Origin of the sequence: Acuticoccus yangtzensis (assembly GCF_001927245.1) — a bacterium.
Lineage (GTDB): Bacteria > Pseudomonadota > Alphaproteobacteria > Rhizobiales > Amorphaceae > Acuticoccus > Acuticoccus yangtzensis.
On the sequence record NZ_MJUX01000006.1, the window covers coordinates 287,937 to 314,458 of the forward strand.

The 26,522-nt window shown below is 70.7% G+C and carries 16 protein-coding genes; 8 read left to right on the forward strand and 8 right to left on the reverse strand.

The genetic code is table 11. The features are described 5' to 3' along the window. Positions 1-563 precede the first annotated feature (563 nt). The gene (locus BIX52_RS16015) at positions 564-2,753 is read right to left on the reverse strand and encodes a GumC family protein (RefSeq protein ID WP_245803219.1); all 2,190 of its coding nucleotides are present in this window, start codon (positions 2,751-2,753) and stop codon (positions 564-566) included. A 5-nt stretch (positions 2,754-2,758) separates the two neighbouring features. Next, positions 2,759-3,916: a glycosyltransferase family 2 protein gene (locus BIX52_RS16020; RefSeq protein WP_075222085.1), complete on the reverse strand. Its 1,158-nt coding sequence runs from the start codon at positions 3,914-3,916 to the stop codon at positions 2,759-2,761. Positions 3,917-4,092: 176 nt separating this feature from the next. Here BIX52_RS16020 and BIX52_RS16025 point away from each other — a divergent pair, with 176 nt between their 5' ends. The 3 genes from BIX52_RS16025 to BIX52_RS16035 are packed head-to-tail and all read left to right on the forward strand — an operon-like array spanning position 4,093 to position 8,139. Then, positions 4,093-5,271, forward strand: coding sequence for a glycosyl transferase family 1 (locus tag BIX52_RS16025; protein ID WP_139312783.1), 1,179 nt, complete (start codon positions 4,093-4,095; stop codon positions 5,269-5,271). Then, positions 5,268-7,223: a glycosyltransferase gene (locus BIX52_RS24030; RefSeq protein ID WP_075222087.1), complete on the forward strand. Its 1,956-nt coding sequence runs from the start codon at positions 5,268-5,270 to the stop codon at positions 7,221-7,223. The genes BIX52_RS16025 and BIX52_RS24030 overlap by 4 nt, the downstream gene beginning before the upstream one ends. Beyond that, positions 7,216-8,139, forward strand: a complete 924-nt coding sequence (locus BIX52_RS16035; protein ID WP_170126415.1) for a glycosyltransferase family 2 protein — start codon at positions 7,216-7,218, stop codon at positions 8,137-8,139. The genes BIX52_RS24030 and BIX52_RS16035 overlap by 8 nt, the downstream gene beginning before the upstream one ends. Before the next feature lie 20 nt (positions 8,140-8,159). On the opposite strand, the gene BIX52_RS16040 is transcribed toward BIX52_RS16035, so the two are convergent. Continuing rightward, positions 8,160-9,536, reverse strand: coding sequence for a calcium-binding protein (locus BIX52_RS16040; RefSeq protein WP_075222089.1), 1,377 nt, complete (start codon positions 9,534-9,536; stop codon positions 8,160-8,162). A 305-nt stretch (positions 9,537-9,841) separates the two neighbouring features. Here BIX52_RS16040 and BIX52_RS23960 point away from each other — a divergent pair, with 305 nt between their 5' ends. Next, complete coding sequence (locus tag BIX52_RS23960; protein ID WP_139312784.1) at positions 9,842-12,370, forward strand: mechanosensitive ion channel domain-containing protein; 2,529 nt, start codon at positions 9,842-9,844, stop codon at positions 12,368-12,370. A 28-nt stretch (positions 12,371-12,398) separates the two neighbouring features. On the opposite strand, the gene BIX52_RS16050 is transcribed toward BIX52_RS23960, so the two are convergent. From BIX52_RS16050 to BIX52_RS22940, 4 genes are all read right to left on the reverse strand, one after another. Beyond that, positions 12,399-12,818, reverse strand: a complete 420-nt coding sequence (locus tag BIX52_RS16050; RefSeq protein WP_075222091.1) for a cysteine rich repeat-containing protein — start codon at positions 12,816-12,818, stop codon at positions 12,399-12,401. A 9-nt stretch (positions 12,819-12,827) separates the two neighbouring features. Further along, the gene (locus BIX52_RS16055) at positions 12,828-13,145 is read right to left on the reverse strand and encodes a hypothetical protein (RefSeq protein WP_139312785.1); all 318 of its coding nucleotides are present in this window, start codon (positions 13,143-13,145) and stop codon (positions 12,828-12,830) included. Between the two features lie 646 nt (positions 13,146-13,791). Beyond that, complete coding sequence (locus BIX52_RS16060) at positions 13,792-18,192, reverse strand: glycosyltransferase (RefSeq protein WP_075222093.1); 4,401 nt, start codon at positions 18,190-18,192, stop codon at positions 13,792-13,794. A 345-nt stretch (positions 18,193-18,537) separates the two neighbouring features. Continuing rightward, entirely contained in the window at positions 18,538-19,248 is a 711-nt protein-coding gene (locus tag BIX52_RS22940; RefSeq protein ID WP_075222094.1) for a hypothetical protein, read from the reverse strand. Between the two features lie 358 nt (positions 19,249-19,606). On the opposite strand from BIX52_RS22940, the gene BIX52_RS16070 reads away from it, so the two are divergent. From BIX52_RS16070 to BIX52_RS16080, 3 genes are all read left to right on the forward strand, one after another. Continuing rightward, positions 19,607-20,653 (forward strand): NAD-dependent epimerase, encoded by a 1,047-nt coding sequence (locus BIX52_RS16070; RefSeq protein ID WP_075222095.1) that lies wholly within the window; start codon positions 19,607-19,609, stop codon positions 20,651-20,653. Between the two features lie 90 nt (positions 20,654-20,743). Further along, positions 20,744-22,615: a translation elongation factor 4 gene (gene lepA / locus BIX52_RS16075; protein WP_083660347.1), complete on the forward strand. Its 1,872-nt coding sequence runs from the start codon at positions 20,744-20,746 to the stop codon at positions 22,613-22,615. 38 nt (positions 22,616-22,653) lie between these two features. Continuing rightward, entirely contained in the window at positions 22,654-24,222 is a 1,569-nt protein-coding gene (locus BIX52_RS16080; RefSeq protein WP_075222096.1) for an AlbA family DNA-binding domain-containing protein, read from the forward strand. A gap of 6 nt (positions 24,223-24,228) precedes the next feature. Here the strand turns inward: BIX52_RS16080 and BIX52_RS16085 are convergent, their stop codons facing one another. After that, a complete protein-coding gene (locus BIX52_RS16085; protein WP_108676513.1) occupies positions 24,229-24,675 on the reverse strand; it encodes a nucleoside deaminase in 447 nt (148 codons plus the stop codon). Here BIX52_RS16085 and BIX52_RS23490 point away from each other — a divergent pair. Then, positions 24,656-26,522 (forward strand): pseudouridine synthase (locus BIX52_RS23490; protein ID WP_075222098.1); only part of this gene is annotated, 1,867 nt, incomplete at its 3' end. The genes BIX52_RS16085 and BIX52_RS23490 overlap by 20 nt on opposite strands.

The following is a 26,522-nucleotide window of genomic DNA, read 5'->3' on the forward strand; positions in this document are numbered from 1 at the left end:
AGTGACTTGCGCCCGGCTACAGCGGCGAAGACGGACGAATTGGTTACACCACTCATCATTGGTCCCGCGTTTGAGCATTGGCCGTTCGATTCACGGTCGAACGGTGAGGATGTGGCGAGTAAACGTATAGGTCCGGGACAGCTTCCTTATCATTTGCTAATTTGGAATTTGGGCGCGAAGACGGCCCTAACCTCCTGAATTTGGCGGAATTCCAGCAGGCCTCGCAAACCTGATCCGAAATGAGGAGAGAGCGGGGCACGTGACCAAGTTGTGGGCGTGTTGCCCGGCCAATCGACCGTGCCGTGGCTCGAATTTGACAGCCTTTTGAGGGTCCAGTGGCAAATCGACATTCGTGTTATGCGCGCATTGCATCGCTTATTTGTTGTATTTTGCGTGTGTGAGAGGCCTTGCCTGCCACCGTTCCCGCTCTACCGGGCAGTCGCATTAAATCCTGATGGGCCGGTCGCGCCGATCAGCCCTCGGGAACGACGAAAGGCGCAGCCGGGGGGCTGCGCCTTTCGTCGTCTCCGCACCGTGCCGCCTCACAGGCGCACGGCGAACGTTCAGCGGTCGACCAGGACCGCCCCGCACACCTTCTCGTCCCACTCGGGCACCGTGGCGACGGCCAGAACCTCGCGGTCGCCCGCCCGCCCGGCGCGGTGGACGAGGATCGCCGTCTGCGCATATTCCGCGAAGGCCCGCGCGCCCGGCCCCTCGCTCGCCGCAGGAAGGTCCAGCACGATGTACTGCGCCGGCTCGCTCAAGGCGGCGATCACCTCGGCCATCCGGTCGCTGCCGGCAAACACCGCCGTCTCGCCGGGATCACGCGCACCGCCCGGCGCCCCCGGCAGGATGGCGAGCGGCAGATCCCCCGTGGTCAGGTGGGCGAAGTCCGGCAGCTCCGGCGCGTGCATCAGCTCCACCAGCGACACGTCCGTCGCTGCCCGCCGCGCCTCCTGCGCGATGTCGAGGTAGAGGCACGCGATCCCGTGCGAGGCGAGCATGGCGGCGAAATCATAGGCGAGCTGCGCCCGCTCCTCCCCCGGCCGCGCGGAGATGAAGGCGACCGTCCTCAGCCCGGTGCGGCCCGCATGCGCGTCGACCGCCACCTTCATCGCCCGCAGCGCGTTGGTGCGCGCCCTCTCGCGCCCCGCCCCCGCCAGCGGGCGGCGCCACCAGGCGAGGCGGCGCTTCATCGTCGCCAGAACCGGCAGTCCGAGCACCCGCTTCACGTCCGCCGCGGTCTTGATCGCGCTGCGCGTCATCTCCCGCGTCAGGCCGATCAGCCCGCCCAGGAAGCCGCCGAGCGCGATGCCCAGCGCCGCGAACTTCGCTTTCGACGGGCTGGACGCGCCGGTCGGCTGGTCCGGCAATGTCAAAACCCGCGCCGCCACGATCGGCAGCGACAATTGCGACACGGTGCGCTCCAGCCGCGTCAGCGCCGACTGATACAGCGTCTTGTAACTGTCGGCGGTCTCCTGAAGCTGCATCAGCTCGTACTGTGCGCCGGTGTCGTTGGTGGCGTCGGCGGTGGCGTTGTCGAGCCCTGTGCGCAGGGCGGCGACGCGGCGCGTCTGCACGTCCGCGGTGGTCTCCGCCTGCGCGGCGCGGCGCTTCACCTCCTCGAAGAAGAGCCGCTCCAGGTCGCTCAGCCGCTGGTCGATCGCGCCGACTTCGGAGTGCGCCTCGCCGAAGCGCTCGGCGACCCGGCTCCTCTCGCGCGTCAGGGACAGGAACTCGGCGCGCAAGGCCTCCATCGCCCCGTCCGGCCCTGCGCTGGGCAAGGACGGGAGGTTCTGGAGCGCCGCCTCGGGCCCGGCGGCCACCGCATCCGCCCCATGGGCGGCGACGGCGCGCGCTGCGGACGCCTCCGCCTCGGCCAGGATGAGCTGGCTCATCAGCTCCGAGACCTCCTGCTCGGACAAAAGCCGCGTGCCGACGCTGACGAGGCCGTTCTCGACCCGGTATTCCTCCAGCGCCCGGCCTGCGTTGGAGGCGGCGGTGCGCAGATCGTCGGTGCGCTGCCGCAGCCAGGCGACGGCGGTGTCGAGTGCGGCGGCATCACCCGCGCGGCCGAACTCGAGGTAGCCGTCCACGTAGCCGTTGGCGATCTCCTGGGCGAGGTCGGCTGACGGCGCGTTGACCGACAGGCCGAGCACATAGCTGCGCCCGATCCGCTGGACGACGAGGTTCTGCCGCAACTTCAGCGCCAGCCGCTCGCGCAGGCTGCGCGTTTGGTCGGCGGCCTCGGCGGCGGAGGCCGTGGGCGTATCGCCGCCGCCGCCGAGCGCGTCGATCAGCCCGCCCGCGGCCGACTTCACAGCCCCCAGCGCCACTGAGACGGGCGAAGGCGACGTGTTCAGCACCTCCGGCCGGGCGGTGAGGCCGAGATCGTCGACCACCCGCAGCGCCAATTCCTGGCTCTTCAGGATCTCGACCTCGCTCTGAACGATGCCGTCGCGCAGGGCCTCCACCTGCTGTTCGCTGATCAGCTCCACAAGCGCCGCGCGGTCCTGGTCGAGCAGGATCGTCGCGAAGGAGGTGAACTTGGGCTGCAGCGACATCGCATAGGCGATGGCGGCGGCGGCGAAGACGACCACGCACAGCGCCACGATCCACGCCTGCCGCCAGCACGCGGCCAGCACCTCGCGCAGGTCGATATAGTCCTCTGTCTGGGCCTGTGGTGCGGCGGTGGGCTGGGGCGCGAACGGCTCCATGCCGCGCCTCTCGGACAGGCGGAAGTGGGACGGCATTTCGTTCACGGGCGACCTCCTGCGAGGCTGAGCGGGGCGGGCGCGGCGGGGCTGGTCGCGGCGAGGGACGCCGGTGCGGGCGCGGCGGGGATGGAGCCGGGCATGGCTGCGGCGGGAATGTCGAACAGCGTCGCCGGGCGCATGTCCTGCGCGGCGGGACGGCGGGCGGCCAGCTTGTCGCGCAGGATGGCGGCGGCGACGCCGCGCCACAGGCCGGGCCGCGCGCCGATCCACGCCGCCGCCGCGAGGACACCGTGTTCCGCTTTGTCGGCCAGCACGCGGCGGTGAGCGTGGCGCACGGCAACGCTGTGGCGGTGGAGGGCGATCGCCTCCGCCTCGCCCCGCGTCAGCGGCCGTGCGGCGGCGAGACCGTCGTGGCAGGCCAGGAAGGCGGCGAGGTCCTCCACCCGGTGCAGCGCGCTCAGCGAGTCGGGCCGCTCCACCGCCACATAGCCGGGCGCGGCCGACAACAGCACCCGCGCCCCCGCCAGCAGCGCACGGGCGTAGAGGTCGAAGTCCTCGCCCAACCGCATCGCCTCGTTGTAGCGGATGGCGTGACGGTCGAGGAATTCGCGCCGCATCAGGGGGTGGATGAAGCCCATCTCGCGCCGCATCTGCCCGCCCGCCGCAACGTTGCCGCGGGCGAAGGTGGCGAGATCCAGCGGCGTGGTCGCGGCCTCGGCGGGCGTGGCGGCGAATGCCCGCGCGGCCTCCTCGGCCGCCTCCGCGCTGGTGGTGAAGATGATGTTGTCGGCCACCATGTCCCACGCGGGCAGCGCCAAAAGGCGAGCGAAACGGCCGGGAATGATCAGGTCGTCGGAGTCCAGGATGGCGACGACCGGCGCCGATGACCGCTCCAGCGCCACGTTGCGGGCGCGCGACGGTCCGCCATTCTCCGCCAGCCGGTGGACGGCGAGGCGTCCGGTGCCGTCGTCGGCGGCGCGGGCGGCCAGCGCGGTGGCATCGCGCGAGGCGTCGTCCACCACCACCACCTCGGCCACCTCCGGCTCGGCAAGCGCTGAGGCCACCGCGGCGCCGATGGTCTCCTCGGCATTGTAGGCCGGGATGATGACGGCGACAGCGGCGCCCGCCCCGCCGGGCCGTGCACTCGCGGTGCGGGATCGCGGCGCCGTGGTGGCGTCCGGCTGGGACTCGAAGGGCACGCGGGCCTCCTCACGCTGGTCGTGGGTGCTCGGGTGCCATTGGCCGCGCAGGGGGGCCAAGCCTCAATAACATTTGATGGAGACGCTTCAGGCCCCGGCCCCTAGCCCTTTCGATGATGAGCGCGCCGCGCCGACCCGTCCGCGCACAGCGCCGAGCGATGTGGGGGCCCCTCGCCTTGAAGATTGGCTACATCGTCCACGATCTCGCCGACGCCGCCGTGGCGCGCCGCGTGCGCATGCTGCAACGCGGTGGCGCGGAGGTGGCGCTGGCGGGCTTTCACCGCACCGCCGCGGCGCCCGCTTCCGTCGCCGGCGTCGCCCCCCTCGCCCTCGGCCGCACGGCAGACGGCAAGCTCGCGGCGCGCGCCCTATCGGTCCTCGCCGCCCGCCGCGATCACGCCAGGATCGCCGCCTTCCTCGGCCCGGTGGACGCACTAGTCGCGCGCAACCTCGAGGCGCTCGCCGTCGCCTCCGCCGTGCGCCGCCACCTCGGCTCCTCCCGCTCCGGCCCCCTCCACGCCGGCCGGGTGCCGCTGACCTACGAGATTCTCGACATCCACAGCCTGCTGTTGGGCGCCAAGGGGCTGCCGCTGCGCGCGCTTGAAGGCCGCCTCGGCGCGGACGTGTCGCAGGTCATCACCAGCTCGCCCGCCTTCGTGGAGCACTACCTCACGCCGCTGTCGAAGGTGCGCGCCCCGGTGCTTCTGGTAGAGAACAAGCTGGAGGCGCCGCCCGCCGCGCTCGCCCCCCGCCCCGCCGGACCGCCGTGGCGCATCGGCCTGTTCGGCGCGCTGCGGGACCGGCGCTCCGTCGCCACCCTCGCCGCGGTCGCCGGGGCGAGCGGCGGCCTCGCCCAGATCGACCTGCGCGGCAAGCCCTCCCCCGCCATCTTCGCCGACCTGCCGGCGCTGGCGGACAGCCTCCCCGACGTCACCTTCGGCGGGCCGTATAGCCTGCCGGACGACCTCCCCGCGCTCTATGGCGGCGTCCATTTCACGTGGTGCATCGACGAATACGAGGCAGGCGCCAACTCCGAATGGCTGCTCCCCAACCGCCTCTACGAAGGCTGCGCCCACGGCGCGGTGCCGATCGCCCGCGAGGGCACGGCGGTCGCGGCACGGCTAGCCGACCTCGGCATCGGCCATGTCCTCGGCGGCGAGCCGGGCGCCGCGCTCGCCGCCTTCCTCGCCGCGATGACGCCGGAGCGTTACGCTGCCATGGCCGCCGCCGTCGCCGCCACGGACGCGGCCGCCTTCGTCACCAGCGATGCCGAATGCGCCGCACTCGTCGCCGCCATCACCGGCCGCCCCGTTGCGGCCGACACCGCCGAACCCGCCCGACAGGAGGCCGCATGACCGGAGCGCTCATCGTCATCCCCTGCCTGAACGAGGCGCAACACTTGCCGGGCCTCCTGGCGCTGATCGCCGCCGACACGGGGCCGGACGACATCATCGTCGTCGCCGACGGGGGGAGCCGCGACGAAAGCCGCGCCATCGTCATGGCGCACGCGGAGGCCGACCCGCGCATCCGCCTGATGGACAATCCGGCGAAGATCCAGAGCGCCGGAGTGAACACCGCCGTGCGCGCGTTCGGCGCCGGGCGCACCTTCTTCCTGCGCATCGACGCGCACTGCCATTATCCGCCCGCTTACGTCTCCTCGCTCATGGCCGAGGCGGGGCGGGTCGCGGCCGACTCCATCGTCGTGGCGATGCGCACCGAGGGCACGGGCTGCATCCAGCGCGCGGTGGCGGCGGCGCAGAATTCGCGGCTCGGCTCCGGCAATTCGGCCCACCGCGTCGGCGCCGCGGCCGGCTTCGTCGACCACGGCCACCACGCGGTGATGCGCATCGACAGTTTCCTGAAGCTCGGCGGCTATGACGAGACATTCTCGCACAACGAGGATGCCGAGTTCGACCGGCGGCTGACCCAGGCGGGCGGGCGCATCTGGCTCGCCGGAGTGGACGGGCCGGTCTATCTGCCGCGCGCCACGCTGCCCAAACTGTTCCGCCAGTACCTCAACTATGGCCGTGGCCGGGCGATGACGGTGATCAAGCACGACATGCGCCTGAAGCTGCGCCAGGTGGCCCCGGCGATGATCGCCCCCGCCGCCGCAGGGCTCCTCGCCTCCCCCGCCGTCGCCGCCCTGTCGGTCCCTCTCGCCGTTCTCGCCGCGCTGCCGGGGCTCATGTGGGCGGCGGCCTCGCTCGGCTTCGGCGCGGCGCTGGCGGTGAAGGCGCGGGACCGCTGCGTCCTGTGCGCCGGGCTCGCGGCGATGACGATGCATCTCGCCTGGTCGCTCGGCTTCCTCGGCCGCTTCGCCTTCGCCAAGCTGGCCGCGCCGCCGCCCCCGGCCGCCGCCCGGCTCAACTGGCAGGCCCCGGCCCCGCTGAACACCACGGTCGACATCTGCCTGTGCACCTTCCGCCGCCGGTCGATCGCCGCAACGCTCGCCTCGTTGGCGGCGCTGCGCCTGGCCGACGGGCTCACCGTGCGCGTCATCGTCGCCGACAACGACGAGACCGACGCCGCGCGCGGCTTCATCACGGCCACCGGCGAGCGGCTCGGCCTTTCCCTCACCTACGTCCACGCTCCGGCGCGCAACATCTCCACCGCGCGCAACGCCGCGCTGGACGCGGCCACCGCCCCCTGGGTCGCGATCCTCGACGACGACGAGGTGGCGAGCCCCGAATGGCTCACCGCCCTCCTCGCCGTGCAGCGTTTCACCCGCGCCGACGTGGTGCTCGGCCCCGCCGTCGCGCGCTATGCGCCGGACGTACCGCGCTGGATCCGCGACGGGGACTTCCACTCGGCGCGTCCGGTGGTGGCGGGCGGGGCGATCCGCACCGGCTACACCTCCAACGTCCTCTTCGCGCGCGAGGCGCCGTCGCTGAAGGGCCGCCGCTTCGACCTCGCCTTGGGCCGCTCCGGCGGCGAGGACACCGCCTTCTTCCACGACGCCTTCACCGCAGGGGCGCGCATCGCCTCCGCGCCCGAGGCGCCGGTGTTCGAGGAGGTCACCGGACCGCGCGCCACCGTGCGCTGGCTGATGCGCCGCAAATTCCGCGCCGGGCAAAGCCACGCGGTGACGCTGGAGACGCGCGGCCTGTCGCCCCGCGCCCGCGCCAAGGAAACCGCCGTCGCCGCGGCCAAGCTCGCCATCTGCTCCGGCGCCGCGCTGGCGATGGTCTGGTCGCGTCACCGCTTCGCCGCATGGGCGCTGAGGGCGGCGCTGCACGCGGGCGTGGTCGCGCGCCTCGCCGGCATGGAGAAGCTGTCCCTTTATGGTGGAGACGAAGCCGTTGCCTGACGTTTCGGTCATCATCGCCGCCTACCGGGCGCGGGACGACATCGCCGCCGCCATCGCAAGTGCGCTGGCCCAGGACGTGCCGCTGGAGGTCATCGTCGTCGACGACGCGTCGGGCGACGGCACCGCGGAGGCGGCCGAGGCGGTGACCGACCCGCGCGTCAGCGTGATCCGCCTGACCGAGAATGGCGGCCCCGCTGCGGCGCGCAACGCAGGCTTCGCTGCCGCCACCGGCACGTTCCTCGCGGTGCTGGACGCGGACGACGCCTACCGCCCCGGCCGCCTCGCCCGCTGCCTGACGGCGGGCGCGCGGGCCGACGTCATCATCGACAGCCTCGTCATCGAGGAAGAGGGCCGGGCGCCGCGCACACTGGACGCCACCGCGGCGGCCGGCGGCGCCACGCTCGGCCTCGCCGACTACGTGCGCCTCAACAGCCCGATGGCCCGCAAGGACACGCTCGGCTACACCAAGCCGCTGTTCCGCCGCGCCCACCTGGAGCGGCACGGCCTCAGCTACGACACCGCCCTTCGCATCGGCGAGGACTATCTCCTCATGGCCGAGGCGCTGGCGGTCGGCGGGGTCTGCCGCGTCGTGGGCGAGGCGGGCTACGTCTATCGCCGCCGCGCGGGGTCGATCTCGGCGCGGCTGTCAGCGGCGCACATCGAGGCGATGATGGCGGCCGACGACGCCTTCGCCCGCCGCCACGCTCTGCCGGACGACGTGCGCGCCGCGGCCGCCTCCCGCCGCGCCGCGCTGGTCGACACCTTGGCCTTCACCCGGTCGATCGACTGCCTGAAGGCGCGGCGGCCCTTGTCGGCGGCGGCGGCGGTCGCGCGGCGGCCACGCTCGGCGATCCACTACCGCTACCCGATCGCCGCCCGCCTTGGCCGCCTGTTCGGAGCGCCCTCCCCGGCCTGAGGAACGGCGCCGCCGGCGCGTCAGGCGTAGGCGATGTCGGTGGCGGCGTTGAAGACGTCCGCCACACCCTCGACCAGAAGGGTGCTGACGCCAAAACCCTCAACGTCGACCGCGATGCGCACGTCGTCACCGTCGATGGTGATCGTCGTGTTGCTCTCGTCGATGCCGAGGGCGAAGTTGATGCCGTCGAAGCCGATCTCAAAGTCGGTGATGACGTCGTGCCCGAACGGCCCCTCGAACAGGAAGCTGTCGATGTCGAAATCGCCCGACCCGTCATAATTGTTGCCGGACAGGGTGTCGTTGCCGAGGCCGCCGTTGAGGAAGTCGGCGCCGGAGCCGGAGCGCAACAGGTCGTTGCCCTGGTTGCCGAAGATCTGGTCCGAGTCGGCGTCGCCCATCACCGTGTCGTCGCCGCCTTCGCCGAACACGAAGTCGATGCCGCCGTCGCCGCGCACGAGATCGTTGCCGTCGCCGCCGCGGATGGTGTCGTTGCCGTCGTTGCCGCGGACCGTATCGTTGCTGCCGCCGCCCTCCAAAACGTCGCCTTCGCCGCCGCCGGCGATGGTGTCGCGCCCGTTGCCGCCGAAGATCGTGTCACCGCCCGCGTTGCCGAGCAGGCTGTCCTCTCCGTCCCCGCCGTAGATGGTGTCGCTGCCGTTGCCGCCTTTGATGCGGTCGTCACCGTCGTTGCCGTGGAGCATGTCGTCTCCATCGTCGCCGAACATGGTGTCGTTGCCTTGGCCGCCCTCGGCGTAGTCGGAGTCGGTGCCGCCGTTGATGCGGTCGTCGCCATGGCCGCCGTAGATGCTGTCCTGGCCGGCGCCGCCGCGCAGCGCGTCCTCGTCGTTGCCGCCGTAGAGGAGGTCGTCCCCCGCACCGCCGATCAGCGTGTCGTCGCCGGCATGGCCGTAGAGCGTGTCGTTGCCGTCGAGCGATTTGTACTCGTCGTCGCCGCCGAAGCCGCGGCCGATATCGTCGAACGAGCCGTAGATGTAGAAATCGTCGAAATCGTCGCCGATGAAGTTGTAGACCAGCGGGATGACCAGGAGGTTCTGGAACGTCACGTTGCCGTTGGACGCCAGCTCGTTGAGCCGGTCCAGCGAGGAGTCGAGCGGGTCGAAGGACCATCCGTTCTGCGGATTGTCCTGCTCGTAGGCGGCCCAGTGCGTCACCTGCCCGGTATAGCGCCCGTTCTCGTCGATCCCGAAGCCGGTGCCGTGCACCCGCTGGACGAGCGTCAGCCCCGGCTCGAATCCCGCCTCGAACTTGAGCACCGCAAGGGTATCGTTGACGATGGTGTAGGAATTGGACTGCTTGGCCAGACCGTTCACGAAGTTCGGGCCGAAGAAGTCGTTGTTGATGGTGACGGTGACTTGGGGAAGGTTGAGGCCGACCACGGAGGCCCTCCAATTTTATTGCGGCAATTGCCGGTTTTGGCTCAACATATTTCGAACGCAAGACATATTTACATCATATCTGCTCACGAGCGAGACCCAGGCCGCCACACCGACCGCGCGAGATCTCGCCTGTGGGCGATGGTGCGGCATAAAACGCGGGAATTGCGGCGCATTTTCGCCGCTTGGACGGCGCGCTGTCCCCACAACACATTTTAGTGCGCGGCGTGTGCGTTGAAATATTGTTGTGCGACACGGCATCACCCATGATCGGCGCGCCTTGAGGATCCCCATGGAGGATGCTTCGCATGCTATCGCGATGGGTGCGCGCGCACGCCGTCTCCGGCCGAGTTGAGGATGCGCCCTCGCCTCCTTCGCGCGCCGCTTGCCCCAATGCATCGCCCCGCTCGGCGGTGCCGCTGACCGGGGCCGGGTCCGCGCGCCGGCTCGCCATCGCCGTCGCCGCCGCCGTGGTGCTCGCGATCACCGCGGCGCCGCTTCCCGCCGCCGCGCAGTCGCCCGGCGCCGCCCCCCTTCCCTCCGCGCAGCAGCCCGGCACTACCCTTCCCGCCGAGCAGCAGCCCGGCGGCGCGGCGGCCTCGCAACCGGCGGCCGCGCCCAGTCCCACTCTGGATTCGCTGATCGAGGCCGCACGCGCCTCCGGGGCCACCATCCTCATCGACGGGCGGCCCGCAGACGCCGCCGGCCCGGCGCGCGCCTCCATGCCCGCCCCCAGCGAGGCGATGGAGAGCGCCGCCTCCGCCCGCCTCGCCATCACCGGCACCCTCGCCCTCCTTCCGTCCCTCCCCGGCCGGGTCGCCCAGGCCGTCGCGACCGCCGTTCCCGGCAGCGACGGCGGATGGTTGTGGCTGGCGCTCGGCCTCACGGTTTTGGCGGTCGCAGGCGGCTCGCTTGGCGCGTGGCTCACCGGCCGGTGGGCGCGCCGCACGCTGGACCGGCTGGAGGCGACGCCCGGCCTCCCCGCCCCCAAGACGAGCTACGTCCTTCTGCGCACCGTCCTGGAGCTCGCCCGCGACCTCGCCTTCCTGCTCTCGGGAGCGGGGCTCGTCATCGCCCTTGTGCCGACGCCTGGGCCGGTTCGCGCGACCGCCCTCGTGGTCGTTCTCATGATCGCCGCCTACCGCGCGGTGCTCGACATCCTCACCGCCTTGATCCTGCCCCACCGTCCGCAGGAGCGGCTCCTCGCGCTCGACGATGCGCAAGCCAGGGCGATGGCGCGGCGGTTGAAAATCATCGGCGTCGTCGGATTTGCGCTGATGGGCCTTGCCCTGTGGGCGCGGATGGTGCGGGTCGACGCGGAAACGCTCAGCGCCTTGCGCATCCTCGCGACCACCACCGCCGTGGCGATGCTCGCGGCCTTCATCATCGCCTACCGCAGGACGATCGGCGGGTGGGTGCGCGGGTCATCGCCCCGGCCCAACACGCTGCGCAAGGCGGCGGGATCGCTGTGGCTCCTCGTGGTGCTGGCCTACCTCGTGGTGGCGGGGATCATCCACATCAGCCAGGTGGCGGCGAGCCAGGAGGTGCGAGCGGGGCCGCTCCTGGCGCCGATCCTGGCGGCGGCGGTCGGGCTTTCCCTCTACGCGGTCGCGGTCATCGTCCTGGCGCGCCGTTTCGCGGCGACGGAGGCGGCCCTGCGCGCCGCCGCGGCTCCACCGTCCGGGGCGGTCACCTCGCCTGACGCGGCGGACGAGAGCGCCGTGGAAGAAAGCACGGACGCCGCCGCCAAGCAGACCGCTGGCGCCGAGCAGGCCGCTGCCGCCGAGCAGACCGCGCTGGAGGCCGAGCCGCTCCTCGTCTGGCAGGCGCGCTGGCACAGCTTGTTTCGCCGTCTCGCCGGACTTGCCGCCACCGCGGTCGCGGCCGGCGTCCTCATGGTCGCGCTCGATCTCCTCGATGTCGGCTCGACCCTGCGCGAGACGGCCGGGCTCGTCGTCGTCCTGTTCGTGGCCTGGGGCCTTTACGACGCGACGCGCACCTGGATCGACGGCAAGATCGCCGACGAGACGCCCTCCGGCGGGCACGGCGAGAGTGAGGACGGCATGGGGCCCGGCGCGTCCCGCCTCGCCACGCTGCTGCCGTTGATGCGCAACATCCTCGTGGTGGCGATGTTCACCTTCATGGGCGCGGTGGGCCTCGCGGCGATGGGGGTCAACGTCGGCCCGCTCTTCGCCGGGGCCGGGGTGCTGGGCCTTGCCATCGGCTTCGGCGCGCAGACCCTCATCCGCGATATCTTCTCCGGCGCCTTCTTCCTCGCCGACGACGCCTTCCGCAAAGGCGAATATATCGACGTAGGCGGGATCATGGGCGCTGTGGAGAAGATCTCCGTGCGCTCCTTCCAGCTCCGCCACCACAACGGGCCGCTGCACACCATCCCGTTCGGCGAGATCAAGCAGCTCACCAACTATTCGCGCGACTGGGTGGTGATGAAGCTGCCCTTGCGCGTGCCCTACGGCACCGACGTGGAGCGGCTGCGCAAGCTCATCAAGAAGCTCGGCCAGCAGCTTCTGGAGGACCCGGAGGTGGGGCCGCTCTTCATGGAGCCGCTGAAGTCCCAGGGCGTCATCGAGATGGAGGACTCGGCGATGATCCTGCGCGTAAAATTCATGACCAAGCCGGGCGACCAGTTCGTCGCGCGGCGGCACGTCTACACGAAGATCGGCGAGATGTTCGAGCGCGAGGGCATCGAGTTCGCTCACCGCTATGTGACGGTGCGGATCGACCCGGCGAACGCGCCGCCGGAGCAGCAGCAGGCCGCCGCCGCGGCCGCCGAGCAGATCCTGAACGCGGAGGAAGAGGGCCGGCGCCGGGCCTGAGCCGCCGCGCCGGCCGGCGATGCCGCCTTTATTGGGCGGCGCCGTCCTCGTCGTCCGGCAGCATGACGCTGGTCATGATCTCGGCGCAGCCGTCGCTGAGCTCGGCCTCTTTCTCCTTCAGGCAGGAGAGGACGCGCCCCTCGCCCGCTTCCACGTCGCCGCACAGGCTGGCGGCGTCCTCCATGCACATCTGGCGCGCATAGCTCAGCGAGGCGAACATGGTGTCCAGAATGTCGGCGGTGTCGGCGATCGCCGCGTCACAGGCGTCGCTGACCGAGGACTCGAAGGCGTAGAGGCAGGCCATCACGCGGCCGTTGCCGGGCTCGACCTCGCCGCACAGGGAGGCGATGTCGGCCGAGCAGGCGTCCAGCACGTCGGCCGCCCGCGAGGGGGCGGCGCCGAAGGTCAGGGCGGCGAGGATCACCGCGGAGAGTGCGTAGGATTTCATGGCCGGACCTCAGGGCGTGACGATGACGTAGACGGTCTGGCCGCCCTGGACCACGGAGTTGTAGTAGACGCCGCCGCAGTACCAGTAAGGCGGCCGGCGGACGCAACCGGCCGGGAGGCTGTTGCGGTATTCGACGCGGCGGGTCGTGCGGCGCGCGGTGCGGCGGGACACGCGGCGGTCCACGGCGCGGGGGGTCTGCGCCTCCGCGGCGGTGAACAGGCCGCCCGAACCGCCGGGCACGGCGGCGCGGAACGGCGCGGCGAGGTCGGCGCAAAGGCCGGCGGCGAACATCGCCCCGGCCAGCGCAAAAGTAAGCGTCTTTCGCAACTCATCCTCCAGTCCAGTGCCGTCGGGGTCGATGCGCGTCCGCCGACGGCGGGTGTCCGGACGAGCCGCAGGCGGGACCGGCGGCCCGGCCCAGCATGTCGCGCAGACATTAGTGATGGATGCACCGCCGCGTCACTTAAAAGGAAAGCCAATGGCGCGACTGTGAACGACTGTCCGCAGCCCGATGCCCCGGCCGGGCGCCTCCCCGCCGCGGCCGCCGCGCGCCGGAGCCACGGGGGCCGGGAACCGCGGCTGAGGCCCCACCGCGCGGCGTGCCTGCGCCTGCAGATCCCCGATGCCACGGCCGCGCCGGTACGGCAGGCGCCTCGCTTCCGCTGCGTCGGCGCTGCGTACGGCGCAAAGCGCGCTGCCTGGGCGCCGCTTATACACCGCTTGAGCGTGGCCGGGGGCGCTACCCGGGCGACGCTCGGCGGAGCCTCGGCCCGCCCCTGACGCCTTTACCCTTGTCCGACCCTGGTCCTGGTCCTGGTCCTGGTCCTGGTCCTGGTCCTGGTCCTGGTCCTGGTCCTGAAGGAGCTCCGGTGCGGGCGCGGCCCCGTCCAGGTTTCGGCGGGCGCGGCCCTGTCCAGCTTTCCGCGGGCGATGCTCGTTCGAGGCCCGCCCGCGGGGCTTCAGCGACGGTGGATCAGGCGCGGGCGATGCCGGCGGCGGTGAGGGTGAAGGCGCCGACATGAGAATTGGCGACGCGAAGTTCGACCAGCAGAGGCCCGGCCGCAGCCTCGAACGACACCGTCACCTCACCGGCCTCCGAGACCCGCTCCACGACCTTTCCGGCCACCGCCACATGCACCTGCGGGTCGACATGGCCGAAGCCGAGCGTCAGACGGTAGCGCCCGGCCTCCGGGATCGTGACCGCGGTGCCGAGCTGCTCCCCATAAGGGCACCCGTTGCGGCGGAAGACGATCGCGCCCGCCTCCCCGGCCTCCACCTCGGCCTCGTCGGAGGCGACCCAGCGGGCGGCCACGTCGGTGCCGAGGCCACGGACGAGGAGGTCCACGCCATTCCCGCGGGACGCTCCGGCTGCGGCCGAGGCTGACGCGGGCGACGTCCCGCTCCCCTCGGCGGTCAGCGGGTCGGTGGCCCGCGCGTCGGCAGTCAGCGCGTCGGCGGGCGAGGCGGCAGCAGAGGACGCGCCCGCAGCGGGAGGGGCGGCGGGCATGATCCCGTCCGGCGGCAGGCGGCTCGGCACGGCGCGGCGCTCCACCACGAGGTTGCGCAGGCCGATGCGCCGCTGCGGCGTCCCGATATAGTGGACCGAGCCGGACGCCCCCTCGCGCAGGACCACCTGCGCCTCGACACGGCCGACCACCTCGAGATCCTCCAGCGACAGCCACAGGCGCATCGCACCGCCCTCGCCGGCCGCCTCGGCGCCCGCTTGCGGCGCGGTGCGTACGACGCGCGAATCACGGGTCAGCGAGACGACGGCACCGTCCTCGAGGCCGATCACCGCGGCGGCCAGCGGCGGGCTTCCCGGCACGGCGAGCGCGAGGGTGACGAAGCGCGTCGTCAGCGGCAGAACCTCGACGCTGACGGTCATCGGCGCCTCGGCCTCCACCTCCACACCGGCGCTGTGGACGCGCTTGTCGACGGCGTCCGCCTCGGCAAAGGTCTGGAAGCCGGTGTCGGACGGGCCGGCGGCAATGAGGCTGGCCAGGCGCCAGCCCGCGGTGCCGGGGTCGCGGACGGCCGCCAGCGCGGCCGCCTCGCTGAAGGGAAGCGGCGCGGCGATGCCCGGCGATCCGGCCGCGGCGACCTCTGCGGCGTCCTCTACGGCAGCGTCAGCGGCGGGCGCGATGACCGGGAGCGCGCCGGCGAGGCTGACCGGGGCGGTGAGAGCGGACCGCAGCGCTGCGCCGAGTGCGGCGGGGGCAGGCGCGATCCGCCGCGGCAAGGCGATGATGTCGGCGGGCGTCTCCGGCCGCGGCGGCCACACGGGGCCGAGCGTCACACGGGTGAGGGCGGCGCCGCGTGCGGGGCCGCCAAGCGGGCGACCGGTGCGCTCCACCAGGAGGGTGCGGTAGCCTAGCCGCTCGAACTCTTCGCTGAGATGCGCGGCGACGCGGCCGGGCCACGCAAAGGCGGGCGCCGACAAGGACAGCGCGACGATGGCCCCCGGTGCCCGCTCCAGCGCACGCCACAAGGCGGGCGCCATCCCCTCTTCGAACGTCTCCAGAAGGATGGCACCGGTGTCCTTCCCGGCGCGATCCAACGCCGCGACGGTCTCGCGGGCGAGACGGGTGACGTGGCCGGCGGGGCCCAGAGGGCGCGCGTCGACGATCCGCCAGCCGTCGTTCGCCTCGGCACCATGAAGGGCGGCACCATGAAGGGCGGCGAAGACGAAGGCGTCCCCGACGATCAGTGTGCCGGAGCCGCCCGCATCGTCCGGCCCCTGCGAGCCGCCGCCGGACGGGGGCGGCTCGCCGGCATCGTCACCGGCCGCATCGTCCGCGGCGGCGCTGGGGCGGGGCGCAATCGGGCGTGCCGCGCCGGACGGGAAGGCGTGGCGCGGGCCGCTCCACAGGATCGGCCCATCGGCGCCCAGCGCCGTGGCGAAAGCGGCAAGGTCGAGGAGACGCCCGTCGAACGGGGCGGCGCCGGGCTGCGGCATGTCGGCGAGGAGCGGCAGGGCGGCCGGCTGCAGCGCCGCCGCCTGCGCCGCCTCGCTGGCGCGCCACGTCGCCTCGGGAGGGAGGCCGGGCAGCGCGAGAAGCCGGTCCGCCACGGCGCCCCAGCCGTGCGTTCCGAGGGCCCGCGCGGCCGAGGCGGTGAGGTCGACCATCCCGGCGCGGCGGGCGCGCACCCACTCGGCCGCCGCCTCGGCAAGGGCGACGGGATCCTGGTCCGCGACGACGCTGCCGGAGCGATGCGCGGCGACGAAGGCGGCCGCGGCGGTCCCGCGGAAGGCGACCAGCGGAACCCCTGCGAGAAGCGCGTCGACGGCGATGCGCTGCGGCACGTCGCCGAACTCGGCCGCCGGGTGGGTGAGGATCACGGCATCCACCCCATTAAGCGCGGCGGCACGGTCCTGCGGCGAAAGATCGGGCGGGATGATCTCGTAAGAGCCGAGCCTGGCCTTCAGCGCGGCGGCATCGGCGGCTCTCATGCCCGCCGCCGGGTCGGCCGTGAAGACCAGCGTCGGCGTTTCTCCCGCGAAGAGGACGGCGAGCGATTCGGCGATCGCCGGGGCATGGCCGGCCCCTTCGGCGGCGCCGCGGGCCGGCAGAAGGAGGCGCGGCGCCGCGTCGGCCGGGCGTGCCGCGCGAGAGGCCGCCGCCGCGGAACCTATATCGGCATCCCCGAAGAGCGGCGATGCGAGGGGAGCGACGGGCAAGCTGACATCGAACCGGGCGGCCAGCGCCTCCGCCTGCCGCGCGGTGGGCACGGTGGCGTGTACGCCGGGTGCGGCGAGCGCGGCGACGGCGTCGGCATGGTCCGCCCCGAAGCCCGGCTGCCATACCGCGGCGGCCCGCAGCGCGGCGAGATTGACCGCGACGCGCATGAACGGACGGTCGCGGGCGATCGCGGCGAGAATGGCGAGGTGGTCGAGGCTCCCGTCCTGCATCACCGCCAGCAACGGGCCCGGCGCGGCCGCGGCGGCGCGGTCGACGGCGCGCGTGATCTCGCCCATGGCGCGGCGCACGAGGACCGGCCGCGCCTCCGGGTCGCGTGCGGCGGCGGTGACGAGGCTGCGTGTCGCCGCACTCAGCACGGCGTCGACGGCGAAGGGCGCGCCGGCGTCCGTCATGTGCTGGCTGGCGGCGACGCTGAGACGCGCCCCGCGGGCGGCCAGCGCCTCGCCGAGGCGGCAGGCGGCGGCGTAGGGCTCGCCGGCCGCGTCCGTCACGTCCGGGGCGATCAGGAGGACGGTGAGCGGTCCGTCCGCCGGGTCCTGCTGGGCGTCGTGGGTGTGATGGCCACCAGGCCCGCCGCGCGGCGGCAGCGGCAGGGCGGCGCCGCGACGTCGCAGCACCGGCCAGTCCGACGCGGTGAGCGGGGTGATGGTGGCCCCCTCCGCCTCGATCGCGGCGGCCGTGGCCTCCAGCGCTGCATCGGCAGCCCCCGGCCCGGCGGCGGCTGCGGCGGGATGGGCCGCCGCCAGCGCAACGCCGAGCGGCGCGGACAGCGCGGCCCCGTCGAAGCCGGAGACGGTGAGCGCGGTATGACCGGGCCGGGCGGCGGCCAGCATCACACCGAGCGGCCCGGCCGCGGGATCTGCAGGAACGGCAAGGACGCGGTCCCGATGCTCCGGCCCGAGTGCGGCGCGGTGGAGGGGCACGTCCGCGACGGGCACGGCAAGCGGGCAATCGTGAGCGGCGAGGGCGCGGACCATCGCCTCGCGCAGCGCAGCGGCCGCGGCGGTGGGGCCGATGTGGAGCGCGCTCTGCGCCGCAACGAGAAGCCGTGGCTTCATGCGCGCCAGAAAATCCGGTGATGCGGCCAGGGTGGCACAGGCGATCACGTCACCGTCCGCAAGGTCGAATTGGGCCAACTGCGCCGTGGACGCGCCGCCGCCGACGATGTGGGCGGTGGCCCCTGTCGCCCGTTGCGCGAGGGTGGCGAGGGCGGTGCCGCCGTCGTCGGAGCCTCCCGCCAGACGGGCGGCAAGCGCCGCGAAGGCGGCGACGTCCTGCGGATCGGTGGCGGGATCGGCGGTGACCAGCACCGCGGTGGCCGGAAGGACGGCCGCCAAGGCGTCGCGCGACGCAAATGGGCCGTTGGCGGCCGTGGGGGCGCGCCAGACGACGACGGTGTCCGCGGCGCCGAGAAGACGCGTCCAGGCGGCTTCGCCGGTGCCCTCCGCCGGGAAGGCGGTCAGCCGGTCGCCGAGCGCGGCGCGGGCCTCGGCCGATGCCGCGAGGGCGGGAGGCGGCGCCATCGCGGCCAGTTGCAGCGGCCCGAAGTCGGCCACGAGTGTGACGCGCTCGACCGCGCCGATCACCGGGTGGAGCATGACGGCGAGGCGGGCGATGAGGTCTTCGGCCTCGTCTGCGCGGGTCAGGGCCGGATAAAGCGCCACAGTGGCCATAATCGCCTTTCTCAAAGCTCCGCGCTGCGGTCGCGGCGGCCCGTGGGCGTGTGGGCCCGGTCGGCCCCCCTCGGATCCTGCGCGGGCAGGCCCTTTGGCGATAGTCTGGCGGCGGCGCAAAAATCAACCGCTGCGGCTCGGGGGCCGTCACATCGGCCCGCCCCGCGGGGGAGTGGAGGAGGGCACGGCGAACACATCCAGGCCGCGTTTCGGCTCACGGCCATGCCCAGCCTCGCCCGAGCGCCAGACCCGCCCGCACGAGGGCTCGCCCGTGGGCAGGCCGGCTCGGGGGCTCGGCTCACTTGGATGCGGGGTTCGCTCGAACCGCAGGCCCGGCCGTGCGCCTCAGACGGCGCGGGGTGGGGTGACGCGGCTGAGCTCTCCTCCGCCCCGGACGCGGGCGCCACCGGCTGCTGCGGGCGGCAGCGCAGACGGCAACGCGGGTGGCGGCGCAGGCGCGGGAACCGAGACGATCCACGGCACGGCGCTGCCGGCCTCTGCGATTTGCCGATCCGCCGCCGCCAGCACGGCCGCCAAAGCCGGCCGCGGCGCCTCGCGGGTGGGCGGACCCGGCCACAGGATGCCGGCGAAGGATGGAGCGGGGTGCGCTGCTGGGCGTGCGGCGAGCGCGGCCATGGACCCGTTGATGGCGGCGATCAGCGACGCGCCCAGCCGGTTGTGACTGCTCCAGACGGGCCGCCCCTCCGCCGCGCCGGCGAAGGCGGTCCCGTCCGCCGCGCAGACGGTGAGCACCACCGAAACGTGAGGCCGTGCGGCCATGTAGGCGAAGAGAAATTGCACATCGAATCGCCCCAGATCCTCCGGTCGATTGAGCATCAGCCCCGCCGGGGCGATCCCCTGCGCGCCCGTCCACACCGCCGCCCCGGTCACACGCGCGGCGTCCGGCCTGTCGCACGCGACGAAGCCGCAGGATCCCATCACGGCAATGAGATGGGTCTGCAGCGGCGGCGCGGACGGAGGAAGCCGATGCGCACCGGTGCGCCCCGCCCGGCCGCGGCGCGCCGGATGGCCGATGAGATCGCCGGACCTGTCCATCGCGAAAGCTCCTCATGGTCGGGTGGCGTCGGTGCCCGCCGTATGGTCGGGTGGCGTCGGTGCCCGCCGTATTGGCACAACGTCGATCGCACCAGTGTGAACCACGCGGCCGCGGCGGGGATTGCGCCGCGTGACACCCCGCCGCAGCCGCCACCGGGCAGCACCGCAGGAGGCAGCGCGGCGCGCCTCCACGGGGGATAAGGCCGCGCCGCCGTGGCCCTTTTGCCGCGGGGCGGCCGGCGGCGGCGGTTCCGTGCCGCCGGTCATGGTCGCTTTCCGCTGGCTATTGGGCGCAGTTCCCCTTAGCGGTGCCCGGCACACCGCGCCCCGACGAAGAAGGTTAGACGCCCCCACCGCGATGACGACCTCGACGCGCCCCCTTTCGGCAACCCTCGTCACCGGCGTGGCCGGGTTCATCGGCTTCCACACCGCTCTGAAGCTCATCGGCCGCGGCGATCCCGTCGTCGGCATCGACAGCGTCAACGATTATTATGACGTGACGTTGAAAGAATCGCGGCTGGAGGTGATCGCCCGCGCCGCCGCCGACGCCGGGGTGCCCTACACCTTCATCCGCGCCAACCTCGCCGATCCGGCCACGCTGACGGAGGCGTTCGCCGGCCCGTCCATCGACAGGGTGATCCACCTCGCCGCGCAGGCCGGGGTGCGGCACAGCATCGTCGACCCGCACTCCTACGTGCAGTCCAACCTCGTCGCCTTCACCAACGTGCTGGAGGCCTGCCGCCACGGCGGTGTGGCCCACCTCACCTACGCCTCCACCTCGTCCGTCTACGGGGCGAGCACGCAGCTTCCCTTCCGCGAGGAGGCGGACGCGGACCATCCGCTGCAGTTCTACGCCGCCACCAAGCGGGCGAACGAATTGATGGCCCACTCCTACAGCCACCTCTTCGGCCTGCCGACGACGGGGCTGCGCTTCTTCACCGTCTACGGGCCGTGGGGGCGGCCGGACATGGCGCTGTTCCGCTTCACCAAGGCGATCCTGGCGGGCGAGCCGATCGACGTCTACAACAACGGCCACCACACGCGCGACTTCACCTATGTGGACGACATCGTCGAAGGCGTGGTGCATGCGAGCGACCGCCCTGCCGAGCCCGACCCCGCCTTCGACCCCGCCGCGCCCGATCCCGCGACGTCGAACGCCCCGTTCCGCGTCTACAACATCGGCAACCGCACGCCTGTCCCGCTGACGGACTATATCGCCGCGATCGAGGCGGCGACCGGGCGGACCGCGACGCGCACCTTCCTGCCGCTTCAGCCGGGCGACGTGCCGGACACCTGGGCCGACACCGGACGTCTGGAGGCGGCCACCGGCTACCGCACGACGACGCCGATCTCGGTCGGTATCGACAGGTTCATCGCCTGGTACCGCACCTATTACGGGGATTGACGAGGGCCGGCGCGGGCGCACGGCGGAAATGCAGCCTTGCCGCATCCCGGACCGCTTTTCGCCGGCCATGGGCGCTGCTAAATAGGCCCCATGGATGACATCGCAAAAATCTCGGCCGAGACTTCGTCTCAGGCGACCGCTGCCGCCGCCTCCGAAGGCGATGCGCAGACCATCTCGAACGTGCGCAACTTCTCGATCGTCGCGCACATCGACCATGGCAAGTCCACCCTGGCGGACCGGCTGATCCAGTCGACCGGCTCCCTCACCGAGCGTGAGATGAAGGAGCAGATCCTCGACTCGATGGACATCGAGCGCGAGCGCGGCATCACCATCAAGGCGCAGACGGTGCGTCTCATCTACAAGGCCAACGACGGGAAAGAGTACAAACTCAACCTGATCGACACGCCCGGCCACGTCGACTTCGCCTACGAGGTCTCCCGCTCGCTCGCCGCCTGCGAAGGCTCGCTCCTGGTGGTCGACGCCTCGCAAGGGGTCGAGGCGCAGACGCTCGCCAACGTCTACCAGGCGATCGACGCCGACCACGAGATCGTCCCCGTCCTCAACAAGATCGACCTGCCGGCCGCCGAGCCGGAGCGCATCCGCGCGCAGATCGAGGAGGTGATCGGCATCGACGCGTCCGACGCGGTGCCGATCTCGGCCAAGACCGGCCTCGGCATCCCGGACGTTCTGGAAGCCATCGTCAACCGCCTCCCCGCCCCCAAGGGCGATGCGAAGGCGCCGCTGAAGGCGATGCTGGTCGATTCCTGGTTCGACCAATATCTCGGCGTCGTCACCCTGGTGCGCATCATCGACGGTGAGCTGAAGAAGGGCCAGATCGTGCGCATGATGCGCACCGGCGCCAAGTACGGCGTCGACAAGGTGGGCGTCTTCACCCCCAAGCTCGTCGACACCGACGTTCTGGGGCCGGGCGAGATCGGCTACCTCATCGCCGGCATCAAAGAGGTGGCGGACACCCGCGTCGGCGACACGATCACCGAGGACAAGCGCCCGTGCGAGACGCCGCTGGCCGGCTTCCGTCCCGCGATCCCGGTGGTGTTCTGCGGCCTCTTCCCGGTCGACGCCAACGATTTCGAGGACCTGCGCGCGGCGATGGGCAAGCTGCGCCTCAACGACGCCTCCTTCTCGTTCGAGATGGAGACTTCGGCCGCGCTCGGTTTCGGCTTCCGCTGCGGCTTCCTCGGCCTGCTGCACCTGGAAATCATCCAGGAGCGGCTGGAGCGCGAGTTCAACCTCGACCTCATCGCCACCGCGCCGTCCGTGGTCTACCGCATGCACCTCACCACCGGCGAGGTGAAGGAGCTGCACAACCCGGTCGACATGCCGGACGTGACCGAGATCGAGGCCATCGAGGAACCCTGGATCAAGGCCACCATCCTGACGCCGGACGAGTATCTCGGCGGAATCCTGAAGCTGTGCCAGGAGCGGCGCGGCATCCAGACCGAGCTGTCCTACGTGGGCAGCCGCGCGATGGCGACCTACGAGCTGCCGCTGAACGAGGTGGTGTTCGACTTCTACGACCGGCTGAAGTCGGTGTCGAAGGGCTATGCCTCGTTCGACTACCAGCTATCGGAGTATCGCGAGGGTGACCTGGTGCGCATGAACATCCTGGTCAATTCCGAGCCGGTGGATGCGCTGGCGATGCTGATCCACCGCACCCAGGCGGAGCGCCGCGGCCGCGCGATGTGCGAGAAGCTGAAGGACCTGATCTCGCAGCATATGTTCGTGATCCCCATCCAGGCGGCGATCGGCGGCAAGATCATCGCCCGCGAGACGATCCGCGCGCTGAGGAAGGACGTGACGGCCAAATGCTACGGCGGTGACGCGACCCGCAAGCGCAAGCTGCTGGAGAAGCAGAAGGCGGGTAAGAAGAAGATGCGCCAGTTCGGGAAGGTGGAGATCCCGCAGGAGGCGTTTATCGCGGCGTTGAAGGTGGATGGGTAATCTGCCTTCGACGGACTCTACAGTTTTTGGGAATTTCGATGGGCAGACGAAAGTCTATTTCCGACCATGAAATCAGCCTGATTAAGGCGATGATTAGGCGAGAAATTAAAAATGCAAAAATACAGTTCTACTTTAATAGACCTGACAGACCAGTCAACAACGGCCGCATAAGCCAGATAAAGTCAGGAGTGTACAGTAACAGCCGCGAGGTCGAACCAAGTTCGGACGCCGAACTCGATGCCTTTATGGCAGATTTTGAAGGAAAATCAAGTCTATTCTCAGCCTCCGTCCCTCGATCAACACTTGCCTTTGACGCCCATGACCCAACAAGTAGCTCTTTACTTAGGTCATTCTTTACCCGGAACAGCTCCGGACAACTAGTATGCCTCTGCGGCGAGAGCGATCAACACGAGTGCAAAGAAAGCTTTGGCTTCAAATACTCAGATAAGTGGTTAAAGGCGATAGCTGGGCTGGCAAACAATAAAGGGGGATACATTTTCTTTGGGGTAAAGGAAGAAATTAATTCCGAAAATGGGGGGAAATCATACCACGCAATTGGCCTAAAGAGTGCTGAATTCTTCAACGCTGACCCATCACAATTCGCACAGCAGATCGGCGGTACGTTTGATCCTACGCCTTCCTATGGTACGGCCACGCTGGAAATTGAGGCGCTTCGAATTGGCGTAGTTTACGTATACCCGCATCAAAGCAAGCCGGTGGTTGCGAGTCGCCAGTCAGGCACCATCCGTGAGAGCGATATCTATTTCCGCTATTTTGGAGAAACACGCACCATAAAAAGCAGCGACTTACGGGCAATACTAGATGAAAGAGAGGTGGAATCACGCCGGAAAATAATCCCGATGCTTGATAAAGTTCTTTCGTTGGGAGCCGAAAACACAGCGATTGCCGACTTACGCTCTGGGACACTGGACACTGGTGCTACACAGATCGAAATATCGCCCGACTTAGTCGAAAAAATTAAGTTCATTAAGGAAGGGTCGTTTGAAGAGAAACTCGGAGCCCCGGCGCTCCGGATAGTTGGCGAAGCCACAATCACCAACAACTCTCTTGAAGGAAAACAAAAGGGATTTATCAATCCAAACGGCATAATATCTGACTTTATCAATCAAATAAAGCCACACTTCGCAAAAGATTACATCAAAACAATCGTTGAGAATTGCAACGGCGCTTGGATGCCCATTTTTTATTTCGCACGCCAAGCCGGTCTGAACAATCAAGAGTTAGTCGATTTAATTCGTCAAGCAGACGCGTCAAACAAGCGGAAGGCACTTTATATCGGCCGCGTAAGGGGCGATGACGCGGCATATTATAACGCTATTGGCGCCGCCAATGACTACCTTTGCAAATTAGAAACTGGATACATTCCCGAACATCACAACACCTCGGAGGCAATAACCGCCGCCCGTGCAATAAAAGGCCTCAGTGAAATCGGCATGATTCCAAAGGACGCGCTTTTTCGTCTTCTTGGCGAAGTCTACAAAACACTTGGCCCGGATATGGGATCCGGTAGAAGTGAACTGCGGCGAGCAGTAGCTCGAGTGGATGAAATATTATTCAAGTTCGAAGCAAGAGATTTGCAGCAATAGCCCCCCTCACCGCCGCCCCCGAAAAAACCCCGCCAGCAGCGCCGCCGCCTCGCGCTCCGCAAAGCCTCCATACACATCGGGCTTGTGGTGGACCGTCGAATGTGCGTAGAGACACGGCCCGCTCTCGACAGCCCCACCCTTGGGGTCGAGCGCGCCGAAATACAGTCTCCTGATCCTTGCAAAACTGATCGCCCCGGCACACATCGAACAGGGCTCCAGCGTCACGTAAAGATCACATCCCGGTAGTCGCTCGGACCCTAGCGTCCGCGCCGCCTGCCGGATGGCGACGATCTCGGCATGCGCGGTCGGGTCCAGGTCGGCAAGGGTGCGGTTGCCGGCCGACGCGATCACCGCACCATCTTTGACGACGACCGCCCCCACGGGCACTTCCCCCCGGTCCGCCGCGAGGCGCGCCTCCAGGAGCGCATGCTCCATGAACGAGAGTTTGACGATGTCCAATCCGTCCTCCCCGATCGCCGCCGACGGCGACACCCCCGAAATCACCGACGACACCGCCACCGGCGCCGCCACGCCCGCCGCAACCACGGCCGCCACCGACGCATCGGTCGTCGACGCCGCCGCCCCCGGCACCACCGCGCACGCCACCGCAGCGGACGACATCGACCTCGACGACCTCGGCGACGACATCCCCCCCTCGACCTTCGACGCCGCCGCGATCGAGAGCGCAGAGCCCGCCGCCGACGGCCTCACGGACGAGGACGACGCACCCGGCGCCAGCGCCCCCGTCCACACCCTCGGCGCCGCCGAAGAGGACGAGACCGCCCGCGACGAGGCCGCCGCCACGCCCGCCCGCACGGCCACGCCCGCCCGCGCTGCCGCCCCCACCGGCAGCGACACGGACGCCCACGCCGAGGACGACACCCCCGAAGACGACACCCCCAAGGGCGACCGCATCGCCAAGGTGATCGCCCGCGCCGGCGTCGCCTCCCGCCGCGATGCCGAGGCGATGATCCTCGAAGGCCGCGTCAGCCTCAACGGCACCGTGCTCGACAGCCCCGCCGTCAACGTCACCGAGGCGGACACCATCCGCATCGACGGCGAAGTGCTGCCCCAGCGCCTGCGCACGCGCCTCTTCCTCTTCCACAAACCGCGCGGCCTCGTCACCACCAATCACGACCCCGAAGGCCGCCCGACCGTGTTCGAGGCGCTGCCGTCGAAGCTGCCGCGCGTCGTCACCGTGGGCCGGCTCGACATCAACACAGAGGGCCTCCTCCTCCTCACCAACGACGGCGGCCTCGCCCGTGTGCTGGAACTGCCCGCCACCGGCTGGACGCGCAAATATCGCGCCCGCGTGCACGGCCCGCTCGACAAGGAGGCCCTGTCCGCCCTCGCCAAGGGGACGGCCGTGGACGGCGTGCTCTACGGCCCCATCCACGTCACGGTCGATCGTGATTCCACTGACAATGCGTGGCTCACCGTCGCGCTGTCGGAGGGCAAGAACCGCGAGGTGAAGATCGTCCTGGGCTCTCTCGGCCTGCAGGTATCGCGCCTCATCCGCATCTCCTACGGGCCGTTCCAGCTCGGCGAGATCCCGCGCGGCGAGGTGGTCGAGGTGCCGACGCGCCAGTTGAAGGACCAGCTCGGGCCGCGCCTCGCCGCCGAGGCCGAGGCCGACTTCGAGTCGCCCGTCGCCGCCGCCCCCGTGCGCAAGCCCAAGGGCGCGCGCGGTGCTCCGGCCGAGCGCGGCGGTGCGCGCCCCGCGGGCCGCGATGCCGGCCGCTTCGGCGACCGTGACGGTGGCCGGCGCGATGGTGGGCGTGATGCCGGGCGTGACGCCGGGCGTGACGGTGGACGCGATCGCGGCGGCCGCTTCGGCGACCGCGACGGCCGCGATGGTGCGCGCAAGGGTCCCGGCCCGCGCCGCGACGCCCGCGTTCTCGACGAGCGCGGCAGCCGCGCCTATGACGACTTCCGCCAAAGCCGTTCCGACGACGCCGGTGACCGTGGCTACGGCCGCCGCGACGAGGGCGGACGCGGCCGCGACGGCGAGCGCTTCACCGGCAACGACGCCCCCTGGTCGACGAAGACCCGCGACGACCGCGGCGGCTTCAAGTCCCGCTCCGACGATCGCGGCGCACCCCGCCGCCCCTACGGTGACCGCGACGACGGCGGCCGCCCCGACCGCGGCGGCTTCAAGCCCCGATCCGACGACCGCGGCGCACCCCGCCGCCCCTACGGCGACCGTGACGAAGGTGCCCGCCCCGACCGCGGCGGCTTCAAGTCCCGCTCCGACGACCGCGGCGCCCCCCGCCGCCCCTACGGCGACCGCGACGACGGCG

Bases quoted from the DNA above. Each gene is read 5' to 3' on its own strand.
- BIX52_RS16015 (WP_245803219.1), bottom strand. From the start codon at position 2,753: ATGCCGTCCCACTTCCGCCTGTCCGAGAGGCGCGGCATGGAGCCGTTC.
- BIX52_RS24030 (WP_075222087.1), top strand. From the start codon at position 5,268: ATGACCGGAGCGCTCATCGTCATCCCCTGCCTGAACGAGGCGCAACAC.
- BIX52_RS23960 (WP_139312784.1), top strand. From the start codon at position 9,842: ATGCTATCGCGATGGGTGCGCGCGCACGCCGTCTCCGGCCGAGTTGAG.
- BIX52_RS16050 (WP_075222091.1), bottom strand. From the start codon at position 12,818: ATGAAATCCTACGCACTCTCCGCGGTGATCCTCGCCGCCCTGACCTTC.
- BIX52_RS16060 (WP_075222093.1), bottom strand. From the start codon at position 18,192: ATGGCCACTGTGGCGCTTTATCCGGCCCTGACCCGCGCAGACGAGGCC.
- BIX52_RS22940 (WP_075222094.1), bottom strand. From the start codon at position 19,248: ATGGACAGGTCCGGCGATCTCATCGGCCATCCGGCGCGCCGCGGCCGG.
- BIX52_RS16070 (WP_075222095.1), top strand. From the start codon at position 19,607: ATGACGACCTCGACGCGCCCCCTTTCGGCAACCCTCGTCACCGGCGTG.
- lepA (WP_083660347.1), top strand. From the start codon at position 20,744: ATGGATGACATCGCAAAAATCTCGGCCGAGACTTCGTCTCAGGCGACC.
- BIX52_RS16080 (WP_075222096.1), top strand. From the start codon at position 22,654: ATGGGCAGACGAAAGTCTATTTCCGACCATGAAATCAGCCTGATTAAG.